Source organism: Mycobacterium mantenii (assembly GCF_010731775.1).
GTDB classification, from domain to species: Bacteria; Actinomycetota; Actinomycetes; order Mycobacteriales; family Mycobacteriaceae; genus Mycobacterium; species Mycobacterium mantenii.
Genome location: NZ_AP022590.1, coordinates 2,144,206 through 2,160,480, shown reverse-complemented (window position 1 = coordinate 2,160,480; position 16,275 = coordinate 2,144,206). Strand labels below are relative to the sequence as shown.

General features: G+C 60.4%; 14 protein-coding genes, 1 tRNA gene and 2 pseudogenes. 11 read left to right on the top strand and 6 right to left on the bottom strand.

The genetic code is table 11. The features are described from left to right. Nucleotides 1–8: 8 nt before the first annotated feature. Together G6N50_RS09745 and G6N50_RS09740 are read right to left on the bottom strand one after the other, a co-directional pair. Nucleotides 9–833, bottom strand: a complete 825-nt coding sequence (locus G6N50_RS09745; RefSeq protein ID WP_083099907.1) for a carbohydrate ABC transporter permease — start codon at nucleotides 831–833, stop codon at nucleotides 9–11. After that, nucleotides 820–1,704: a carbohydrate ABC transporter permease gene (locus G6N50_RS09740; protein WP_083099905.1), complete on the bottom strand. Its 885-nt coding sequence runs from the start codon at nucleotides 1,702–1,704 to the stop codon at nucleotides 820–822. Before G6N50_RS09740 ends, G6N50_RS09745 begins: the two co-directional genes overlap by 14 nt. 58 nt (nucleotides 1,705–1,762) lie before the next feature. Here G6N50_RS09740 and G6N50_RS09735 point away from each other — a divergent pair, with 58 nt between their 5' ends. The 7 genes from G6N50_RS09735 to G6N50_RS09705 all read left to right on the top strand — a co-directional run bounded on the left by G6N50_RS09735 (nucleotide 1,763) and on the right by G6N50_RS09705 (nucleotide 8,838). Next, entirely contained in the window at nucleotides 1,763–3,283 is a 1,521-nt protein-coding gene (locus G6N50_RS09735) for a TldD/PmbA family protein (protein ID WP_083099925.1), read from the top strand. 102 nt (nucleotides 3,284–3,385) lie between these two features. Next, nucleotides 3,386–4,759 carry a TldD/PmbA family protein gene (locus tag G6N50_RS09730; RefSeq protein ID WP_083099904.1) on the top strand — a complete coding sequence of 458 codons (1,374 nt, stop codon included), beginning with the start codon at nucleotides 3,386–3,388 and terminating at the stop codon, nucleotides 4,757–4,759. Nucleotides 4,760–4,798: 39 nt separating this feature from the next. Beyond that, nucleotides 4,799–5,656: a carboxymuconolactone decarboxylase family protein gene (locus G6N50_RS09725; RefSeq protein WP_083099902.1), complete on the top strand. Its 858-nt coding sequence runs from the start codon at nucleotides 4,799–4,801 to the stop codon at nucleotides 5,654–5,656. 397 nt (nucleotides 5,657–6,053) lie between these two features. Continuing rightward, nucleotides 6,054–6,476, top strand: coding sequence for a hypothetical protein (locus tag G6N50_RS09720; protein WP_179970111.1), 423 nt, complete (start codon nucleotides 6,054–6,056; stop codon nucleotides 6,474–6,476). 337 nt (nucleotides 6,477–6,813) lie between these two features. Beyond that, the gene (locus G6N50_RS09715; protein ID WP_179970110.1) at nucleotides 6,814–7,230 is read left to right on the top strand and encodes a hypothetical protein; all 417 of its coding nucleotides are present in this window, start codon (nucleotides 6,814–6,816) and stop codon (nucleotides 7,228–7,230) included. 141 nt (nucleotides 7,231–7,371) lie between these two features. Further along, nucleotides 7,372–7,445, top strand: a tRNA-Ile gene (locus G6N50_RS09710). 244 nt (nucleotides 7,446–7,689) lie between these two features. Beyond that, nucleotides 7,690–8,838, top strand: coding sequence for a GTP pyrophosphokinase (locus G6N50_RS09705; RefSeq protein ID WP_083099899.1), 1,149 nt, complete (start codon nucleotides 7,690–7,692; stop codon nucleotides 8,836–8,838). Between the two features lie 87 nt (nucleotides 8,839–8,925). Here G6N50_RS09705 and G6N50_RS09700 read toward each other — a convergent pair whose 3' ends face one another. Beyond that, the gene (locus G6N50_RS09700) at nucleotides 8,926–9,210 is read right to left on the bottom strand and encodes a hypothetical protein (protein WP_142275806.1); all 285 of its coding nucleotides are present in this window, start codon (nucleotides 9,208–9,210) and stop codon (nucleotides 8,926–8,928) included. 550 nt (nucleotides 9,211–9,760) lie between these two features. Then, on the bottom strand, nucleotides 9,761–10,645 hold the full coding sequence (locus tag G6N50_RS09695) for a hypothetical protein (protein ID WP_179970109.1): 885 nt from the start codon (nucleotides 10,643–10,645) through the stop codon (nucleotides 9,761–9,763). A gap of 62 nt (nucleotides 10,646–10,707) precedes the next feature. Here G6N50_RS09695 and G6N50_RS09690 point away from each other — a divergent pair. Both G6N50_RS09690 and G6N50_RS09685 read left to right on the top strand, forming a co-directional pair. Beyond that, a protein-coding gene (locus G6N50_RS09690; RefSeq protein ID WP_163650833.1) for an IS3 family transposase occupies nucleotides 10,708–12,002 on the top strand; the annotation gives its coding sequence in 2 pieces (ribosomal slippage) (nucleotides 10,708–10,981 and nucleotides 10,981–12,002; 1,296 coding nt in all). Then, complete coding sequence (locus tag G6N50_RS09685) at nucleotides 11,999–12,934, top strand: tyrosine-type recombinase/integrase (protein ID WP_083099581.1); 936 nt, start codon at nucleotides 11,999–12,001, stop codon at nucleotides 12,932–12,934. The genes G6N50_RS09690 and G6N50_RS09685 overlap by 4 nt, the downstream gene beginning before the upstream one ends. Nucleotides 12,935–12,987: 53 nt before the next feature. Here G6N50_RS09685 and G6N50_RS09680 read toward each other — a convergent pair whose 3' ends face one another. Together G6N50_RS09680 and G6N50_RS09675 are read right to left on the bottom strand one after the other, a co-directional pair. Further along, nucleotides 12,988–13,620: a DUF4145 domain-containing protein gene (locus tag G6N50_RS09680; RefSeq protein ID WP_142275790.1), complete on the bottom strand. Its 633-nt coding sequence runs from the start codon at nucleotides 13,618–13,620 to the stop codon at nucleotides 12,988–12,990. Nucleotides 13,621–13,750: 130 nt separating this feature from the next. Further along, nucleotides 13,751–15,100 (bottom strand): ApeA N-terminal domain 1-containing protein, encoded by a 1,350-nt coding sequence (locus G6N50_RS09675; RefSeq protein WP_142275791.1) that lies wholly within the window; start codon nucleotides 15,098–15,100, stop codon nucleotides 13,751–13,753. A 513-nt stretch (nucleotides 15,101–15,613) separates the two neighbouring features. On the opposite strand from G6N50_RS09675, the pseudogene G6N50_RS30055 reads away from it, so the two are divergent. Together G6N50_RS30055 and G6N50_RS29310 are read left to right on the top strand one after the other, a co-directional pair. Further along, nucleotides 15,614–16,015, top strand: a pseudogene (locus tag G6N50_RS30055) (hypothetical protein); the annotation flags it as partial. Between the two features lie 31 nt (nucleotides 16,016–16,046). Beyond that, nucleotides 16,047–16,234: pseudogene (locus G6N50_RS29310) on the top strand (hypothetical protein); the annotation flags it as partial. Nucleotides 16,235–16,275: the final 41 nt, after the last annotated feature.

Below are 16,275 nucleotides of genomic sequence, written 5' to 3'. Positions count from 1 at the left end.
TCGCCGGGTCACTTGAGTCCCGAGACGACGATCGACGCGACGATGTGGCGCTGGAACACCACGAACAGCGCGATCAGCGGCGCGATCGCGACGGTGGTCGCCGCCATCACCAACGTCCACTGCGAATTGAACCGCGACTGCAGATCGGCGGTCGCCACGGTGAGCACTCGCCACTTGTGCCCGCTGGTGATCACCAACGGCCACATGAAGTTATTCCACTGCGAGACCACCGTGATCAACGTCAGCGCGGCCAACACCGGGCGACTGGACGGGATCACCACATGCACGATCACGTCCAAGGTGTTCGCCCCGTCCAGGCGGGCGGCGTTGATCAAGTCATTCGGGATGATCCGAAAGTGCTCGCGCAGCAGGAAGATCGCGTACGGCGAGCCGAACATGAACGGCAGCACCAACGCCCAGAACGTGTTGCGCAGTCCGAGCTGGGCCATCATCAGATACATCGGCACCACCGTGACCGTGCCGGGCACCATCAGCGTTGCGATGTAGACCCAGAACAGCGCATCACGGCCGCGAAACTCCAAGCGGGCGAAGGCGTATCCGGCCAGCACGGAAAAGGTCAACTGACCTACCAGAATCACCGCCGTCATCAAGGCGGTCACCGCCGCCGCGCGGCCGAACCCGGCTCCGCCCAGGTTGGCGAAATTCGACAGCGTGGGTGGCCGCGGCAGCTGCAACGGGCTACCCGTGACGAACTGGTGCGCCGAGGTGAACGACGTCATCAACCCAAGGGCAAACGGCGCCAAGGTGATCAACGCGCCCAGCGAGAGCCCGACGTAGATCGCCACATTGGTGGGCCGACTAGGTGAGGTCATAACTGATCCGTCGTCGGAAATACAGATGCTGAACCAGGGTCACGCCGATCAGGATGACGAACAGCACCACCGCCATCACCGACGCCCTGCCGATGGCGGCCGAACCGAACGCCTCGGCGTAGATGCGATGGGCCACCAGGTCGGTGCTGCCGGCGGGTCCGCCGCCGGTGAGCGCGTACACCATGTCGAAAACCTGTGCGGTGCTGACGATCCCGGTCACCAGCACAAAGAAGGTCGTCGGCCGAAGCATGGGCATGGTGATTCGCCAGAACCGCTGCCTCGCGGTGGCGCCGTCGGTGCGTGCGGCGGCGTGGATGTCATCGGGAATCGCCAGCAGGCCCGCCAGGAACGACAACGAGACATAGCCGACGTTGGTCCACACCACCACGGCCGAAACGAGCGGCAGCGCAAAGCTGGGATCCGACAGCCACTCGATGCTGTGTCCCAGCACGGTGCTCACGGCGCCGTCGGTGGGAGCCAGGATCCAGCGCCACAGCACCGCGATGGCCAGCGGAGCGCAAATCCACGGCAGCACATACAGGGTGCGAAACAGGCCGGTGCCGGGAAGCTGGCGGGCCAGCATCGTCGCGGCCAGCAGTCCCAGTGCGGTCTGTGCCGGCACCACGATCGCCACGAAAATGGTCGTGACGATCAGGGAGTTGCCGAACCCGGCGTCGGTCAGCACCGACCGCCAGTTGGACAGTCCCACAAAGTGCAGCGGGCCGAGCAGATCCCATCGGCACAGGCTCAGCCAGAGCACCACCAGGATGGGCAGCAGCAGAAAGGCGAGCACACCGAACAGGCTGGGCGCCAGCAGCGCGTAGCCCAGCGCGGGGGATCGAGGTTGTTTCCTCGGTACCGCACCGGCCATGGGCTAATTAAAGCGGGCGGCGCCGCGGTTTGGGGTGACCGGCCGTTACGGTGGAACCGTGACACCGAACCGGGGGATCGATGCCGACTTCCTGGACCTGCCGCGCCACGACCTGGCGGACGCCGCGCTCTCGGCGGCCAAAGCGGCCGGGGCGACGCACGCCGACCTGCGGGTTCATCGCATCATCACCGAGATCATCCAGCTGCGCGACGGCGAACTGGAGACCGCGGTGATCAATCGTGAGGTCGGCCTGGCGGTGCGAGTGATCGTCGACGGCACCTGGGGTTTCGCCTCGCACGCGGAGCTGGCGCCGTCGGTGGCCGCCGAGACCGCCCGGCGCGCGGTGCACGTCGCCACCACGCTGGCGACGCTGAGCAGCGAGCGTGTCGAGTTGGCGCCCGAGCCGGTGTACGCGGACGCGGCCTGGGTGTCGAACTACCGGATCGACCCGTTCGACGTCTCGGCCACCGACAAGATCGCCGTGCTGGAGGACTACTCGGGACGGCTGCTGAGCGCCGACGGCATCAATCACGTGTCGGCGGTGCTGACCGCCGTCAAGGAGCAGACGTTCTACGCAGACACCTTCGGCTCCTCGATCACTCAGCAGCGGGTGCGGGTGTTGCCGTCGCTGGAGGCGGTGACGGTCGATCCCGCGGCCGGCAGCTTCGATTCGATGCGCACGCTGGCGCCGCCGATCGGGCGGGGCTGGGAGGTAGTGGCTGGCGACGAGGTGTGGAACTGGACCGACGAGCTGGCGCAGCTGCCGGCTTTGCTGGCCGAAAAGGTCAAGGCGCCCACCGTTGTTCCGGGGCGCAAAGACCTGGTGATCGATCCGACCAACTTGTGGCTGACCATTCATGAATCCATCGGGCACGCAACCGAATATGACCGGGCTATCGGCTACGAGGCCGCCTACGCCGGGACATCGTTCGCCACGCCGGACAAGCTGGGCACCATGCGGTATGGGTCGCCGGTGATGAACGTGACCGCCGACCGCACCGTCGAATTCGGCCTGGCCACCATCGGTTACGACGACGAGGGGGTGGCCGCGCAAAGCTGGGATCTGGTGCGCGACGGAATCTTCACCGGCTACCAGCTCGACCGGGTGTTCGCCCGACGACTGGGGCAGCCGCGCTCCAACGGATGCTCGTATGCCGACTCGCCGCATCACGTGCCGATCCAGCGCATGGCCAACGTGTCGCTGCAGCCCGCGCCGGACGAAATCAGCACCGACGACTTGATCGGCAGGGTCGAGGACGGCATCTACATCGTCGGCGACAAGTCATGGTCAATCGACATGCAGCGCTACAACTTCCAGTTCACCGGCCAGCGATTCTTTCAGATCCGCGACGGCCGCCTGGACGGTCAGTTGCGTGACGTCGCGTATCAGGCCACGACGACCGAGTTCTGGAATTCGATGGAAGCCGTGGGGGGCCCGTCGACCTGGCGCCTGGGCGGGGCGTTCAATTGCGGCAAGGCCCAGCCCGGTCAGATCGCCGCGGTCAGCCACGGCTGCCCGTCGGCGTTGTTCCGCGACGTTAACGTGCTCAACACCCGCACCGAGGGCGGGCGCCAGTGATCCGCGCCGGTGACGATGCAGAGCGAAGCGATGCGGAGGAGCGGCGCCAGTGATCCGCGCCGGTGACGATGCAGAGCGAAGCGATGCGGAGGAGCGGCGCCAGTGATCACCGCGCAGCACGTCGTCAACATCGTGCTCGACGAGGCGGCCAAGTTCGGCCGCGCCGACGAGACCATGGTGCTGGTCACCGACAAGGTCGAGGCCACGCTGCGTTGGGCGGGCAATTCGATGACCACCAACGGGGTTTCGGTGAGCCGCAGCGTCACGGTGATTTCGGTGGTGCGTCGCGGATCCGGCGCCCGCATCGGCACGGTGGTGTCGGCCGAGGCCGATCCGCGGGTGCTGCCCGGGCTGGTGGCCGCGTCGCAGGAGGCGGCCGGCGCGGCGCCGGAGGCCGGCGATGCCGCGCCGCTGCTCGCCGACACCGGGGTGCCCGTCGACTGGGACGCACCGGTGCCCGGCACCGGGCCCCTGGTCTTCGCGGACGTCGCCGACTCGCTGAGCCGCGGCTTCCGCGGGCAGGACCGGCTTTACGGTTTTGCTCATCACAGTGTTTCGACGACGTTCCTGGCGTCGTCGACCGGCTTGCGCCGGCGCTTCACCCAACCCACCGGTGCGGTGGAGATCAACGCCAAACGCGGCGACGCCAGCGCCTGGGCGGGCGTCGGAACACCCGACTTCGTTGATGTGCCAACCGATTCGCTGCTCGAGCAGCTGTCGACCCGGCTGGGCTGGGCGCAGCGCCGGGTCGAGCTGCCGGCGGGGCGCTACGAGACGATCATGCCGCCGTCGACGGTGGCCGACATGATGATCTACATGGCGTGGTCGATGGCCGGCCGCGGCGCCCAGGAGGGGCGGACGGCGTTCTCGGCGCCCGGCGGCGGAACCCGGGTCGGGGAGCGGCTCACCGACTTGCCGCTGACGCTCTTTTCCGATCCGATGGCGCCCGGCCTCGCCTGCACCCCGTTCGTCGCGGTCAGCAGTTCCTCGGAGACGGTATCGGTGTTCGACAACGGCGCGGAGATCCATCAGGTGGACTGGATCCGCGACGGGGTGATCAACGCGCTGGCCTATCCGCGGGCCACAGCGGCCAAATACGATGCCGACGTCGCGGTGGCCGCGGACAACCTGGTGATGACCGGGGGCAGCGCCACTCAGGGTGACATGATCGCGGCCACCGAGCGCGGGCTGCTGCTGACCACACTGTGGTACATCCGCGTCGTCGACCCCACCACGCTGTTGTTCACCGGGCTGACCCGCGACGGCGTGTACCTCATCGAGGACGGCCAGGTGACCGCGGCGGTCAACAACTTCCGGTTCAACGAGAGTCCGCTGGACCTGCTGCGACGGGCCACCGAAGCCGGCGTCAGCGAAAAGACCCTGCCGCGCGAATGGGGCGATTGGGCCACTCGCGCGGCGATGCCGTCGCTGCGGATACCCGACTTCCACATGTCGTCGGTGAGCCAGGCCCAGTAGTTCATTGCCGCCGGGCAACGCGCGCTCTAGCGTTGACGCATGGCGGCTCCGGTTTCTGTTCGAGAAGACCAGCTCACGCGGTTGGTGTCGTTGTGTCCGGGAGACGGGCGCCTCGGGGCGCTGGTGCGCCGGGTCTGTGCGCAGACGATGTCGCTGCCGCCGTTGCCTGCCTGCGTCGAGGTGGGTGAGCCGGAATCGGAAGCCGAGGCCGCCGTCGCCGAATTCGCCGAGCAATTCAGCGCCGACGTCTCGTCGATCACCGCCGAGCAGCGGTCGCGGTTGTGGAAGCACTTAGGGGACCGCACCTTTGGTGTCGTCGTGCTGATTTACATCGCCGACTTCGTCCCCCGGGTGCGGGCCGGGCTGGAAGCGCTCGGGACCGGCACGCAATACCTCGGTTGGTTAACCGAACCGATTACCTGGGATCACACCACCGATCCGTCGGATCTGGTGTTCAACGAGTTTTTAATCGCGGTGGCGCGAATGCGTGCGCTGGACCCGGTCACCTCCGAGCTGGTTCGGTTGCGCGGCGCGGCTCAGCACAATTGCCGGTTATGCAACTCGCTGCGCGAGGGCGGGGCGCTCGATGCCGGCGGTTCGGAAAAGTTGTACGGGGAGATCGAGCGTTTCGAATCGTCGGGTTTGCTCGACGAGCGCGCTAAAGCAGCGCTTCGCTATGCCGATGCGTTAATTTGGACCCCTGCGCACCTCGTCGCCGACGATGTCGCCGAGGTGCGCTCCCGGTTCTCCGAAGCGGAGGCCGTCGAGCTCACCTTCGACATCATGCGAAATGCCAGCAACAAGGTTGCCGTGTCATTGGGCGCTGATGCCCCGCACGTCGAGAATGGCACCGAGCGGTACCTGATCGACGAGGACGGTCAGACGGTTTTTAGCTGACGCTTGCGGATACGAACCGGTGGCTGTTGGGCCGCACCTGCTTAGCTGCCGGCTTATCGACGTTCGGCCGTGGTTGTCGGCAGCGGTTGTGGCGCGGCTTGGTTGGGGGTCCAACCGGCTGGCCCGGGGGGCCGAGGGCACGAAATGTTAACCATTCGGACACCCACACGCAAGCGTGCGTTTGCGCTGTGTGCGGGGGTCATTCGCTACTTTTAGCCCGTTCGCCGACACTGACATGTGACGGTAACGAGATGGCAGCGTGGCCCAAGCCGGGCGGCCAAGGATCGTGCCTCATTGGCCGCGGTCCAGTACGGCCTACCCGGTCAGTTGTTTGCAGGATTTCTAGCTTGCGGTGCGTCGGAGGCGATTGCGTTCCCGCGCAGAGGGAGGTTCGGAAATGACGACTACCCGTACACGCTCGCGCGTGCGAGTGTCATCCGCCTGGGCTGCCGGCGTCGCGCTGGGCGCCTCGATGCTCGGTGGTGCCGTGCTGTCAGCCCCGTTAGCCTCGGCGTCCTGCAATCTGACTCCACAGGACGATCAGTACATCAAACTGCTGGCGCAGAACAAGATGGTGCACAACGCCGATTTCAGTGACTGCCATGAGGCCGCCGAGGGACGGTGGTTCGCCGATCAGGTCCGGGCCAACCCCAACCCGTTCGGCGAGGGCCAGGAATTGGTCAACATGATCACCCGCACCACCCCGATGACCCAGGCTCAGGCCGAGTGGGAGGTCGAGTCGGCGATCTACGTCTACGCGCCCGACTTGATTCCCAAGATCAAAGACCAAGCCGCACACGCAGACTGGCCGGCCGAGTAGCGAGAGCCGCTGCGGCGCAAGGGATTTCGCGCCAGCAATAAGTTCAATAACATTGTGTCCCGCAAATGCGGGTTGGTTCATCGCGCTCAGCTAACTTCGTCGGCGATCAGTTTCTGTTGTCGAGAACAGCGCGCGCCAAGTCGCTTTATGTGGCGTCCGTCCACGACGTCTAATTATCGGATTCGACCCGAATAGTTTCTCGCACAGTAATTTTAGCTAGTTACTGTTCACGGGTTGTTTCCAGGAATCGTCGTTTGCCACGCTCAACGCCGGTGGTACCCGATCCTTGCCGCGAAAAGGAAATGCAGCAAATTCCGCGATAAGGGGGTCCGAGGAGATGACTGTCAGACGATCACGCTTGCAGGTGCTTGCGGTGGGGGCCGCCGGGGTCGCACTGGGGGCCGCGATGTTCGGTGGTGCTGTGGCTTCGGCGCCGCAGGCGTCGGCGTCGTGCAACATGACTCCCACCGATGATCAGTACATCAAACTGCTGGCGCAGAACAAGTTGGTGCACAATGCCGATTTCAACGACTGCAGCGAAGCCGCCGAGGGGCGCTGGTTCGCCGATCAGGTTCGGGCCAACCCCAATCCGTACGGCGAGGGCCAGGAGCTGATCAACATGATCACCCGCACCACGCCGATGAGCCAGGCTCAGGCCGAGTGGGAGGTCGAGTCGGCGATTTTCGTCTACGCGCCCGAGATGATTCCCAAGATCAAGGATCAGGCCGGGAAGCAAGGGCCGGCGCCCGCGTAATAGCAAGTCGCGTTCTGCCGTAGGGCGCTTCCGAAGCCGGGGGCGCCCATTCGGCGCACCCGCTCGCGTTCGGGCAGCGGCGGCGCCCGGCGCACCCTGCCTTCGGTCTTGGGCTACCGTTTCTACGGAACGACCCCGTCGGGGGCGGTAGCTCAGTTGGTTAGAGCCGCGGACTCATAATCCGTTGGTCGCGGGTTCGAGCCCCGCCCGCCCCACAACTTAAAACCCGCAGCTAAGAGCTAGTTTTATTGTTGTCCACCGCCAGACTGAATGACCGAAATTGGCTCTGAAGGCAGCACTTTGGCAGCAATCGGCTGGTACAAAGCGTAATACATTGTCCTGCTGGCAAACATCAATCCGCCAGGCATTACGGCGCGAGCCCTGCAGCGCGATATCCTTTTTACAACCCGAGTGATACAGAGCCAAGTCAAACGGACCGAGGATGCGCGGAGGCGCGAAATGATGGCAGAAGACCCGCCCTCCGCCCCCGTCGTGTCTACCGATGTTCCGCCCGAAGAAGAAGCGGTTGCTTTCGATTTCGAGTCTCATCGGGCCGAAGCCGAAGATAAATATCGTCGGATACGTGGCACATACCAAGACTTCGCTAGCGTCGTAAAAGACATTCTTGTACGCTCTCTGAAGCATCAAAATGTATTAGTTCACTCTATTGAATCCAGAGCAAAAGAAATTGATAGCTTTGGCAAGAAAGCAATTTTGCCGAACCCCGCCGATCCAGAAAACCCGAAGTATCCTGATCCAATTCACGGTATTACTGACCTTGCTGCCGCTCGCGTAATAACATTCTTCTTATCCACGCTGCAACAAACAGATGCTGTCATTACTTCTGAGTTTGAGATTATCGAAAAGAATGATCGAGGTGGTGAGGCAACGGGCGAAGCCCGACTAGGTTACCAAAGCGTTCATTATTTAGTTAAGCTGAGAGAAAACCGACTTCAGTTGCCCGAATATGCCCGCTTTCGTGGGTTGATTGCAGAACTTCAGGTTCGTACCATCCTGCAGCACGCCTGGGCTGAAATAGAGCACGAGATCCAGTACAAAGCTGCTGACGTCGATGTTCTGCCGAAGTCTATTCGCCGACGATTCTTGTCACTAGCGGGAATGCTCGAAATTGGAGATCGTGAATTTCAAGCGATAGCAGATCAGCATCAAGAATTGCAGCAGAATGCACGCGAACGCGTCGCTTCTGGCGAGCTTGAGGGTGTAGAGATTACTCCCGATAGCTTGCAGGCACTACTCGACAAAAAATATGGTGAAGACGGGCGTATGCGCGAATGGAGCTACACCTTTGCGACCCGTCTCCTTAAGCGTTTGGGATTCACCACTCTAAAGCAGGTAGAACGTGCAATGAGCGGATATAACGACGATCAAATTAGCCGACTAATTCATGGTGGTCGCATGGGTCAATTAACTCGTTTCGAAGACGTGCTGCTCGCAAGTATGGGCCAGAATTTCATCGAAAATCACCCCTGGTATCCGACAGGCTCAGGGTGGTTCGAAAGTAGCTGCGAGACGAAACTCGAGCGTTTGAAGGCCGCTGGAATTGATGTGGGAACTTACGATCCAAGACTGGACATGTTGACTTCGTGAAGACCCGCACAGAACGCAGGGTCGCAACGGGTCTGTTGAGCCGCACGGCGGCGAAACACCAGAAGACCAACTGAAGCGGCGGGGTTTCTACGTCCATCCAAACCGTTTGGCGATCTTCTCTATCTCTGCGGCGCGTAGCTTCGCGTGCGTGCCGTCTAACTGGCGTTCAAGTGATTCGCGAGCCAACAGCACAGTTTCAAACCGAACGTTGGGATACTCATCCGCTACAGCTTGCATGGTCTGCAGTGTCTCTTGGTCCAAGCTGTCACCGCAGATGTGGTATGGCGCTTCGCCGAGGAAGATTGCGCGGCGCAACTTGCGGTCAAATTGAATCTGCGGATCTTCAGGTATGAAATCTCCGCTGACACTCACAATGTCCATTTTACTCCGCTCTGACCAGGAAAAATCTGATTTGAAGAGCCTCTGACCTGCAATAACGGCGCAATCGGCGAACCTTGCGCACCCGTGCGCGGGGTAGCCAGGCTTGGCACCGGGCCGGAACCGAACGCGCGCCAGCGGCCATCACAGCCCCGGCATTGGGGCATCTGGACTGGTCCACTCTGGTTACTCGGCAGCCACCCCCGCACGGGTGCGGAGGTCAGTCGGCAGTAGCCATAATCAAAGCCTTCCGATGATTCGCTTGGCCCGTGGAGCCTTGCCCCGGTACGGCCCACCTTCGCTAGGTGGCAATCGATTCACGAGGGCGGGAACGTAGCCGAGTTCGCTTGGCTCTCGTCCCTCTTCGTAGGCATCACCGCAACGGTTTTCATCCGCGTACTGTCTGCGTCCGTAACTCATTGCGCCGCCTGATTCGGTTCGGTGGTCTGTGGCTGTGCCGATTCAAGGGCTGCGCCAGCTTGCGCCAGCGCCATAAGCACTTGAGTCAGGTTGGCAGCCAACCATTGCGAGGGATTCATAGCGATCACATCGGAATCGTGGGCGGTTCGTACTCACCAGCGGATTTGATCTGGACAACCGCAGCCGCCCCCCGGTGCCTAGTTCCCACCCCAATGCAGCGGGACCAGAATGATTCGAGAAGAGGGTAGGCAGGGTTATTTCCGGGTATGGTACGAAGGCCTTGGTAGGCGCTGTTCGTGTGTTGACGCACCGATACTGCGTTGTTCAACGAGTTCGGTCCTTCAGTTGCTACAACCGCAAGGTAGGTGGCCGGAATGTACTGAGTCCGAACGATCCACAGCGGCCCATAAGAACCGTCGATTCTCAACCCATTGTACTGAGCAGGTGCGATCTTACCGACGATGTCGTTTGGCGTGTAGTACGCGGGTGCGCCCTGAGACGGAATAAAGTCGTGGTTCGCAATGATGCCGTTGTTGTTTTCCTCACCGGCCTTGAACTTCGAAACCTGCTCTGCTTCTTGTTCATTCATGAACGCGATGAGCTGACTGTTCGCAGCCACGCCGTAGCCATGCTCAGTAATCGTTTTGATGGATTCGTCCAGGTCACGCGAATCGATCACATCGGAACCGCTCACGATGTAGTGAGAGTGGTTGCGGTCGAACGTCTTTCCGAGATACGGAGGCGGGATCAGCGAATCTGTGCCGTTCCACAAACCGTAGCAGGTATGCCCAAATTCATTGCTATCAGCCTCAGGATCGAACAATCGATTCATGATCAAACCATTGCAGAGTTTTGAATCGGCAGCCAAGGCATAGTTAGTAACGGCGCGGACTTGTTCAGCAGTGCTGTCCCGCAGGAACTTCCACGAAAACCGCCCCGCCTTGTCATAGTCTTCCAACGTGTTGCCAAGCAAGATGGCGTTGCCGGGCGCTCGAATCGAGACGGGCACACCAACTTCGGTGAACCATCCCGCGTTTGATGCGCACCTCCTTCCTTGGGAAGGTGCATGTCATGCCGAGCAAGTACGACCCGCAGACGCGGGCCAAGGCGGTCCGTCTGGTGTTGGAGCACCGTGCTGACTACCCAAGTGAGTGGGCGGCGATCACGGCGGTGTCCAAGCGGTTGGGGATGACGGCCGAGACGCTGCGTAGTTGGATCCGTCAGCAGCAGGTCGACGACGGTGATCGTGACGGTGTCTCCTCGGCGGCGGCCGCTGAGATCCGCGCCCTCAAGCGGCGCAACGCCGAGCTCGAGCAGACGATCGAAATCCTCAAGGCGGCAACGTCTTTCTTCGTGCGGGAGAGCGACCCGCGCAACCGCCGCTGACCAGTTCGGTCTGCGAGTTCATCGCCAAACACAGGCACCGCTTCGGGGTCGCTCCGATCTGCCGCGTGCTCACCGAGCACGGTGTGCCGATCGCCCCACGCACCTTCTACGCCTGGGTCAAGCGGGCACCGTCGAAGCGAGCCCTGTGGGACGCCACCATCAGCGAGGTCTTGGCCGGCTACTACGAACCCGATGAGCACGGCCGGCGCAAGCCCGAGTCGCTGTACGGGTCGGTGAAGATGTGGGCACATCTGCAGCGCAAAGGCATCCCGGTGCCGAAGTCCACGGTGGAACGCCTGATGCGCCGAAACGGGTGGCAGGGCGTACGCCGCCAGAAGGCCGTGCGCACCACGATCGCCGACCCGGCGGCGGTGAGGCCACCGGATCTGGTGGATCGCCAGTTCGGGGTGGGCGCACCCAACCAGCTGCTCGTTGCGGACTTCACCTACGTCAAGCTCGTCACGGGGGTGTTCGTCTACGTCGCATTCGTCATCGACGCCTACGCCGGGGCGATCGTGGGATGGGAGGCCTGCGCCTCCAAGCAGACCCAGTTCGTCGAATCGGCGATCCGTCAGGCCGTCGCATTGCGGTCGCGTCAGGGTCACCCGATCGAGGACGCCATCCACCACAGCGACGCAGGATCGCAGTACACCAGCGTGAGATTCGGTGAAACACTTGCCCTTTCGGGCATCCGACCCTCGGTCGGCAGTGTCGGCGATGCCTATGACAATGCTCTGGCCGAGACCACGATCGGACTCTACAAGACTGAGTGCATCCGGCCTGATTCCCCGTTCCGTCGCGGGCCGCTCACCACGGTCGGTGACGTCGAGTACATCACCGCCGACTACGTCGCCTGGTACAACCAGCAGCGCCTCATGCACCGCCTCGGCCGAGTCCCACCCGCCGAAGCCGAAGCCCAGTACTATTCCCAACACGTGACCGACCAACCGGCCGGCTCACAGAACCCCGAGGGTGCATGAAACCCGGGATGCTTCAGGGTGATTCAAACCGGTACGCCGCGAGCCAGGTTGATTCCGATGAGCGAGAACGGGCCAAACGAAGCCCCAAGACCGCTAAGCAAGCTCTTGGTGTACTGCGTCGTATCTGTGCGGTAGCGGTTCTCGACAACGCCATCACTGCAAACCCCGCGTTGGTGAAGCTCACAACCTCAACCAAGCGCCGAGCGTCGAAGTTTCGCCATACGCCGCTGACAGGCCCCCAAATCATCGCCCTGGCCGATCACGTCACCAACAAGGGTCTACCGGCCTACGGGCTGTTCATCACTTTTGCCGGCTTCACTGGCTTGCGTGCCGCTGAGCTGGCGGGTCTGGAAATCCGCGATGTGATCCTGACTGATACAGGCGGCTCAGTGCGGGTAGAGCGGACCAAAAGCAAGCGCGGCGCTGCCTGGCAGACCGAATCGACCAAATCCGATGAGTCAATGCGAACCGTCCCGCTAGAAGCCTGGCTTGCCCAAGACTTGCGCGACTACCTGGCGACCCATCCGCGAGCGACCGAGCCGACCGCGCCGCTGTTCCCTGGTCGATTGGACCTGGCAGCCGCCAAAGCCCAGGGCAGAGACGTCAAGAACACCGCTGATCGATTCGAATGGACCCAACCCGTTGACCCGTCCAACTTCTATAAACGTTTCATGCAACCTGCCGAGGCCGCGCTTTCACTGCCAGCGGCACGGTTTCATGACCTGCGGCATAGCTTCGCGGTAAACCTCCTCAGCGCTAGCCCGCCCGTTGATTTCAAGCGGGTATCAAAGTGGCTTGGCCACAGCACTTTCACACTGACTTTGGACGTTTACGGCGATTACATCAACGACGACGTTTCGCAGCCTGCCGGTCTGGCCCGCCCTGTTGCGGCGCAATCGAACGTCGTGCCGTTAGAGCGCCGGAACGCTTAGCCTGTTCGGTTGTTGCGTCACCCGCCAACCTTGGAGTGGATACGCGGACATCTCTAGTCAACCGTCCTGGCTTCTTTGAAGAAGTCAGTTAGCAGCAGGTATCCAATCATATTGCCCACTGACTCGATGAAGAGATCCGCCAGCTCTGGCTCGATCTGAGACTTATGCGCGACTTCGTTTCGAACTGTGTTCATTTGCCTCAGCATGCTGGCTGTATCGTCTTGCAAATGTCCGTCTTCTTGTAATGTCTCGACGAGTCTACTAAACGGAAAGTTAGAGGGCTTATCCGGATACATCTGCTTAAACTTCTGCCGGATTAAAGACTCGAGATCACCGAATGGAAGCAATACCGCGGCCCGCGGGTCAAGTTCTGCAAGTTGCTGATACTTGGTGACGCGCTGACTGGTAGTTTCTGGTGGCAGAGTTATTTCTTGTGAACGGCTCGGTTGTGTAGCCTCCGAGGTCTCGTCTTTCAGAGTATCAGTAGCTTTCGCTAATTCTTTAACTTTCTTCTTGAACCTTGCTTTGCCCCCTGGGAATTCAAGTTCTGCTAGGTTATCGATGAGGTTGACGATCGCTTCGGCCGCCTTCCTGAGTTGCGATTTGAGCAGCACTATGGTTGCAAGCGCAACAATTGGCCAGCTTAGCGTTGATGTCATTTGAGATGTGAACTCAAGCCATGACATGTTCATCCCTAGTTGCCTCTGTCTTCTTAATCTTCGTCTGGAGTTTCCACATCGCTGTTTTCTTTGCCGACGCCGGGCTGTGCTGCACTGTGGTCACTATGTTGCCGACCCGATCATAGAAGATGGACCATCATAGATGGCCGCGTTCAACTATTTTTCTCACATCAACGCCAACATTGTAGTTGCGATGGCTGTCACAGACTATATCGGTCATTTTCTTATTCCGCGCGATGCGGTTTAACAGCGCGGATTGAAGTAGTATCTCTGCTGAGCGCGCGATAGTGAACACATCGTCTGGATCGTATGAGAAAACTGGCTCATGTTTGATCTGGTTATTTGTATGCCGGAATATCTTTGACCACACTTTTATATCACCGACAAACTCTTCAAATGCCGATCCTGCAAATTTCGCTAGCACCTCTGTAAGAGTCCCCTTTGACTTATGAGCCCAAGCCAAACCGGCTCGACGGTGGATTTCAGACCAATAGTCAATCGCAGCGGCAATTTCCATGCAACGCGTTTCGGCGGCTAAACCACTACCAAAACGGTAGATTTTGCTAATGGGGCCAGTGGCGCGGCCATACTTGCGCGTTAGCTCTATCCAGCCATCTACACCTCTAATCCCCCCAATCTGCGGAAGATTGAAAACGGGGAATTCGGTCATGGATTTCGGAACTTTACTGCCAGCAGGAACGGTCATCATTCGGCTCAGCCAAAGTTCAGGTGATCTTCTGTACGGATCTTCCTCCTTGACATCAATGTCAGCAGTCGCGTCGTCGGCCACAACAAAGCCCTGATATGCCATGTTGATCAGGTCTTGTACCGCAAGAATCGGTTCTAAAAGGTCCCACCAGGCTTTCGGTTTGTCACTTTCGGTAACTACCGCCAATGGATTCTTGAGCAATCGCACGTCATCAGGGCCTTGTACAGACCAGTGCGACGAAAACGACAAGGTAATACCATGCCGTTTGGGCGCTATTCTTTTATTTGCTTGGCGAGCTGTCGCATCTATAGACTTCGATCGTCCGATATCATCTTTTCCGATTTTCGCAACTACGCCACCAATTCCGGCCCAATTCATCACGTTTGGAATTGTGACGAGCATTCTTGTTAGCTTATCACTAGCAATATTGCGAAGATTCACGCCGCATAGAACTGCGCGAGCTCGATACACTGCCGAGGATGCTCTTGCACCTCCAATAACCCTGTTTGAGCTGTACCCAGCCAAATCATAGAATACTGCGGCCGCAGGTTTCGTAGCTCCGTAAATCGTGCTGGGGATCTCTCTGCCAGCCGTGGATGATAGGGCATGCACACTGCGCATGAAATCCAAGCTTGTCAGTGTTTCGATATGCAATAGGTCATCGTCTTTCAGCTCAACATGCCCGTTTGCGGCTTCGGCTAGATTCAGCACCTCGTCTATTTTGGTCCAAAAATGGCCGGTAGTGCCGTCCATTAGCTCTTGTAGCCGGTCATCCATTTCCGCATGATAACAAGGTCGGACGTATCGAAGACCCGATTTGCTATTACGCCAACCAGAGCACATCCAGCCAGCAAACCTCATCGGCGACCAGGGCGGGCAGCACTCGGGCAGCACACCGGCTCTGCCGGGTCTGACCTGTAACGATGGTTCAACACTTGCGATTGAATGCCGTCAATCAGTGAAAGCTATTGAAAGACAATGGATTTAAAGCTGCAAAATGAATCACTCAAACGCGCTGCAAGGCCTCTAGATTGGCCGGATTTTCGCAGGTCAGCAGGGCTCATAATCCGTTGGTCGCGGGTTCGAGCCCCGCCCGCCCTACTAAATAATGTATGACGTCGGTTGATGCTTGACATTTCGCCTTCGGGTGATGCCTGACAGTGTTTCGGCTGATGGTTGACAGTTGCTTCGGCTGATCCTTGACACTCCCTAGATGAGGGAGTTAACCGTGGCCGAGCAGAGGTATCAGGCCGTGTTGGCGGTGATCAGCGATGGGTTGTCGATTTCGCAGGTTACCCAGAAGGTTGGGGTGTCGCGTCAGACGTGCACTCCTGGTTGGCTCGCTATGAGGCCTCGGGCCTTGAGGAGCTGGTGGCCCGGTCGCATCGGCCGGTGCGGTGTCCGCATCAGATGCCGGCCGCCGTGGAGGCGGCGTTGTTGAGTTGCGCCGATCGCGACCCTGTTGAGGCCCATTGCATGGTCAAACGCTGCGCGCGGTCGCGCTCCTCAGGTGTGCGGCTACCATGCTTCGCGGTGAGGGTCAATCGCGTGGCGATAGATCGCGCTCTCGATTGCCCCGGTTCATGGCTATCGGTCGCAGTTGAACGGTTCGCACCCCGAGCACTTTCGGAAGCAGCTCAGAACCCTCCGTCGTCCACGGTCGCATGGCTGATGTCGGCCGAAACGCCGTAGTCCCGAGCATTGATGAAACTCGCCGACCGTCCGGGTCCTGCCGAAGTCGGAAACGCGGCGGGTTTACAACGCAGTGCTCAAGAGGTATTGGTACCACGCCTGGTGGTTATATGCGCACTCGATCGCGGCGTCGGCATCGGCAAAGTGCACATCGGCCTCGAGATCAAAGCCGCGGGCCTAAGAACCGCTCTTCTCCGGAGCTCTCCGCCGCAGTGGTGAGCCGGTTTACGCTGATGCGCGTGGACGGCCACGCCGGCACA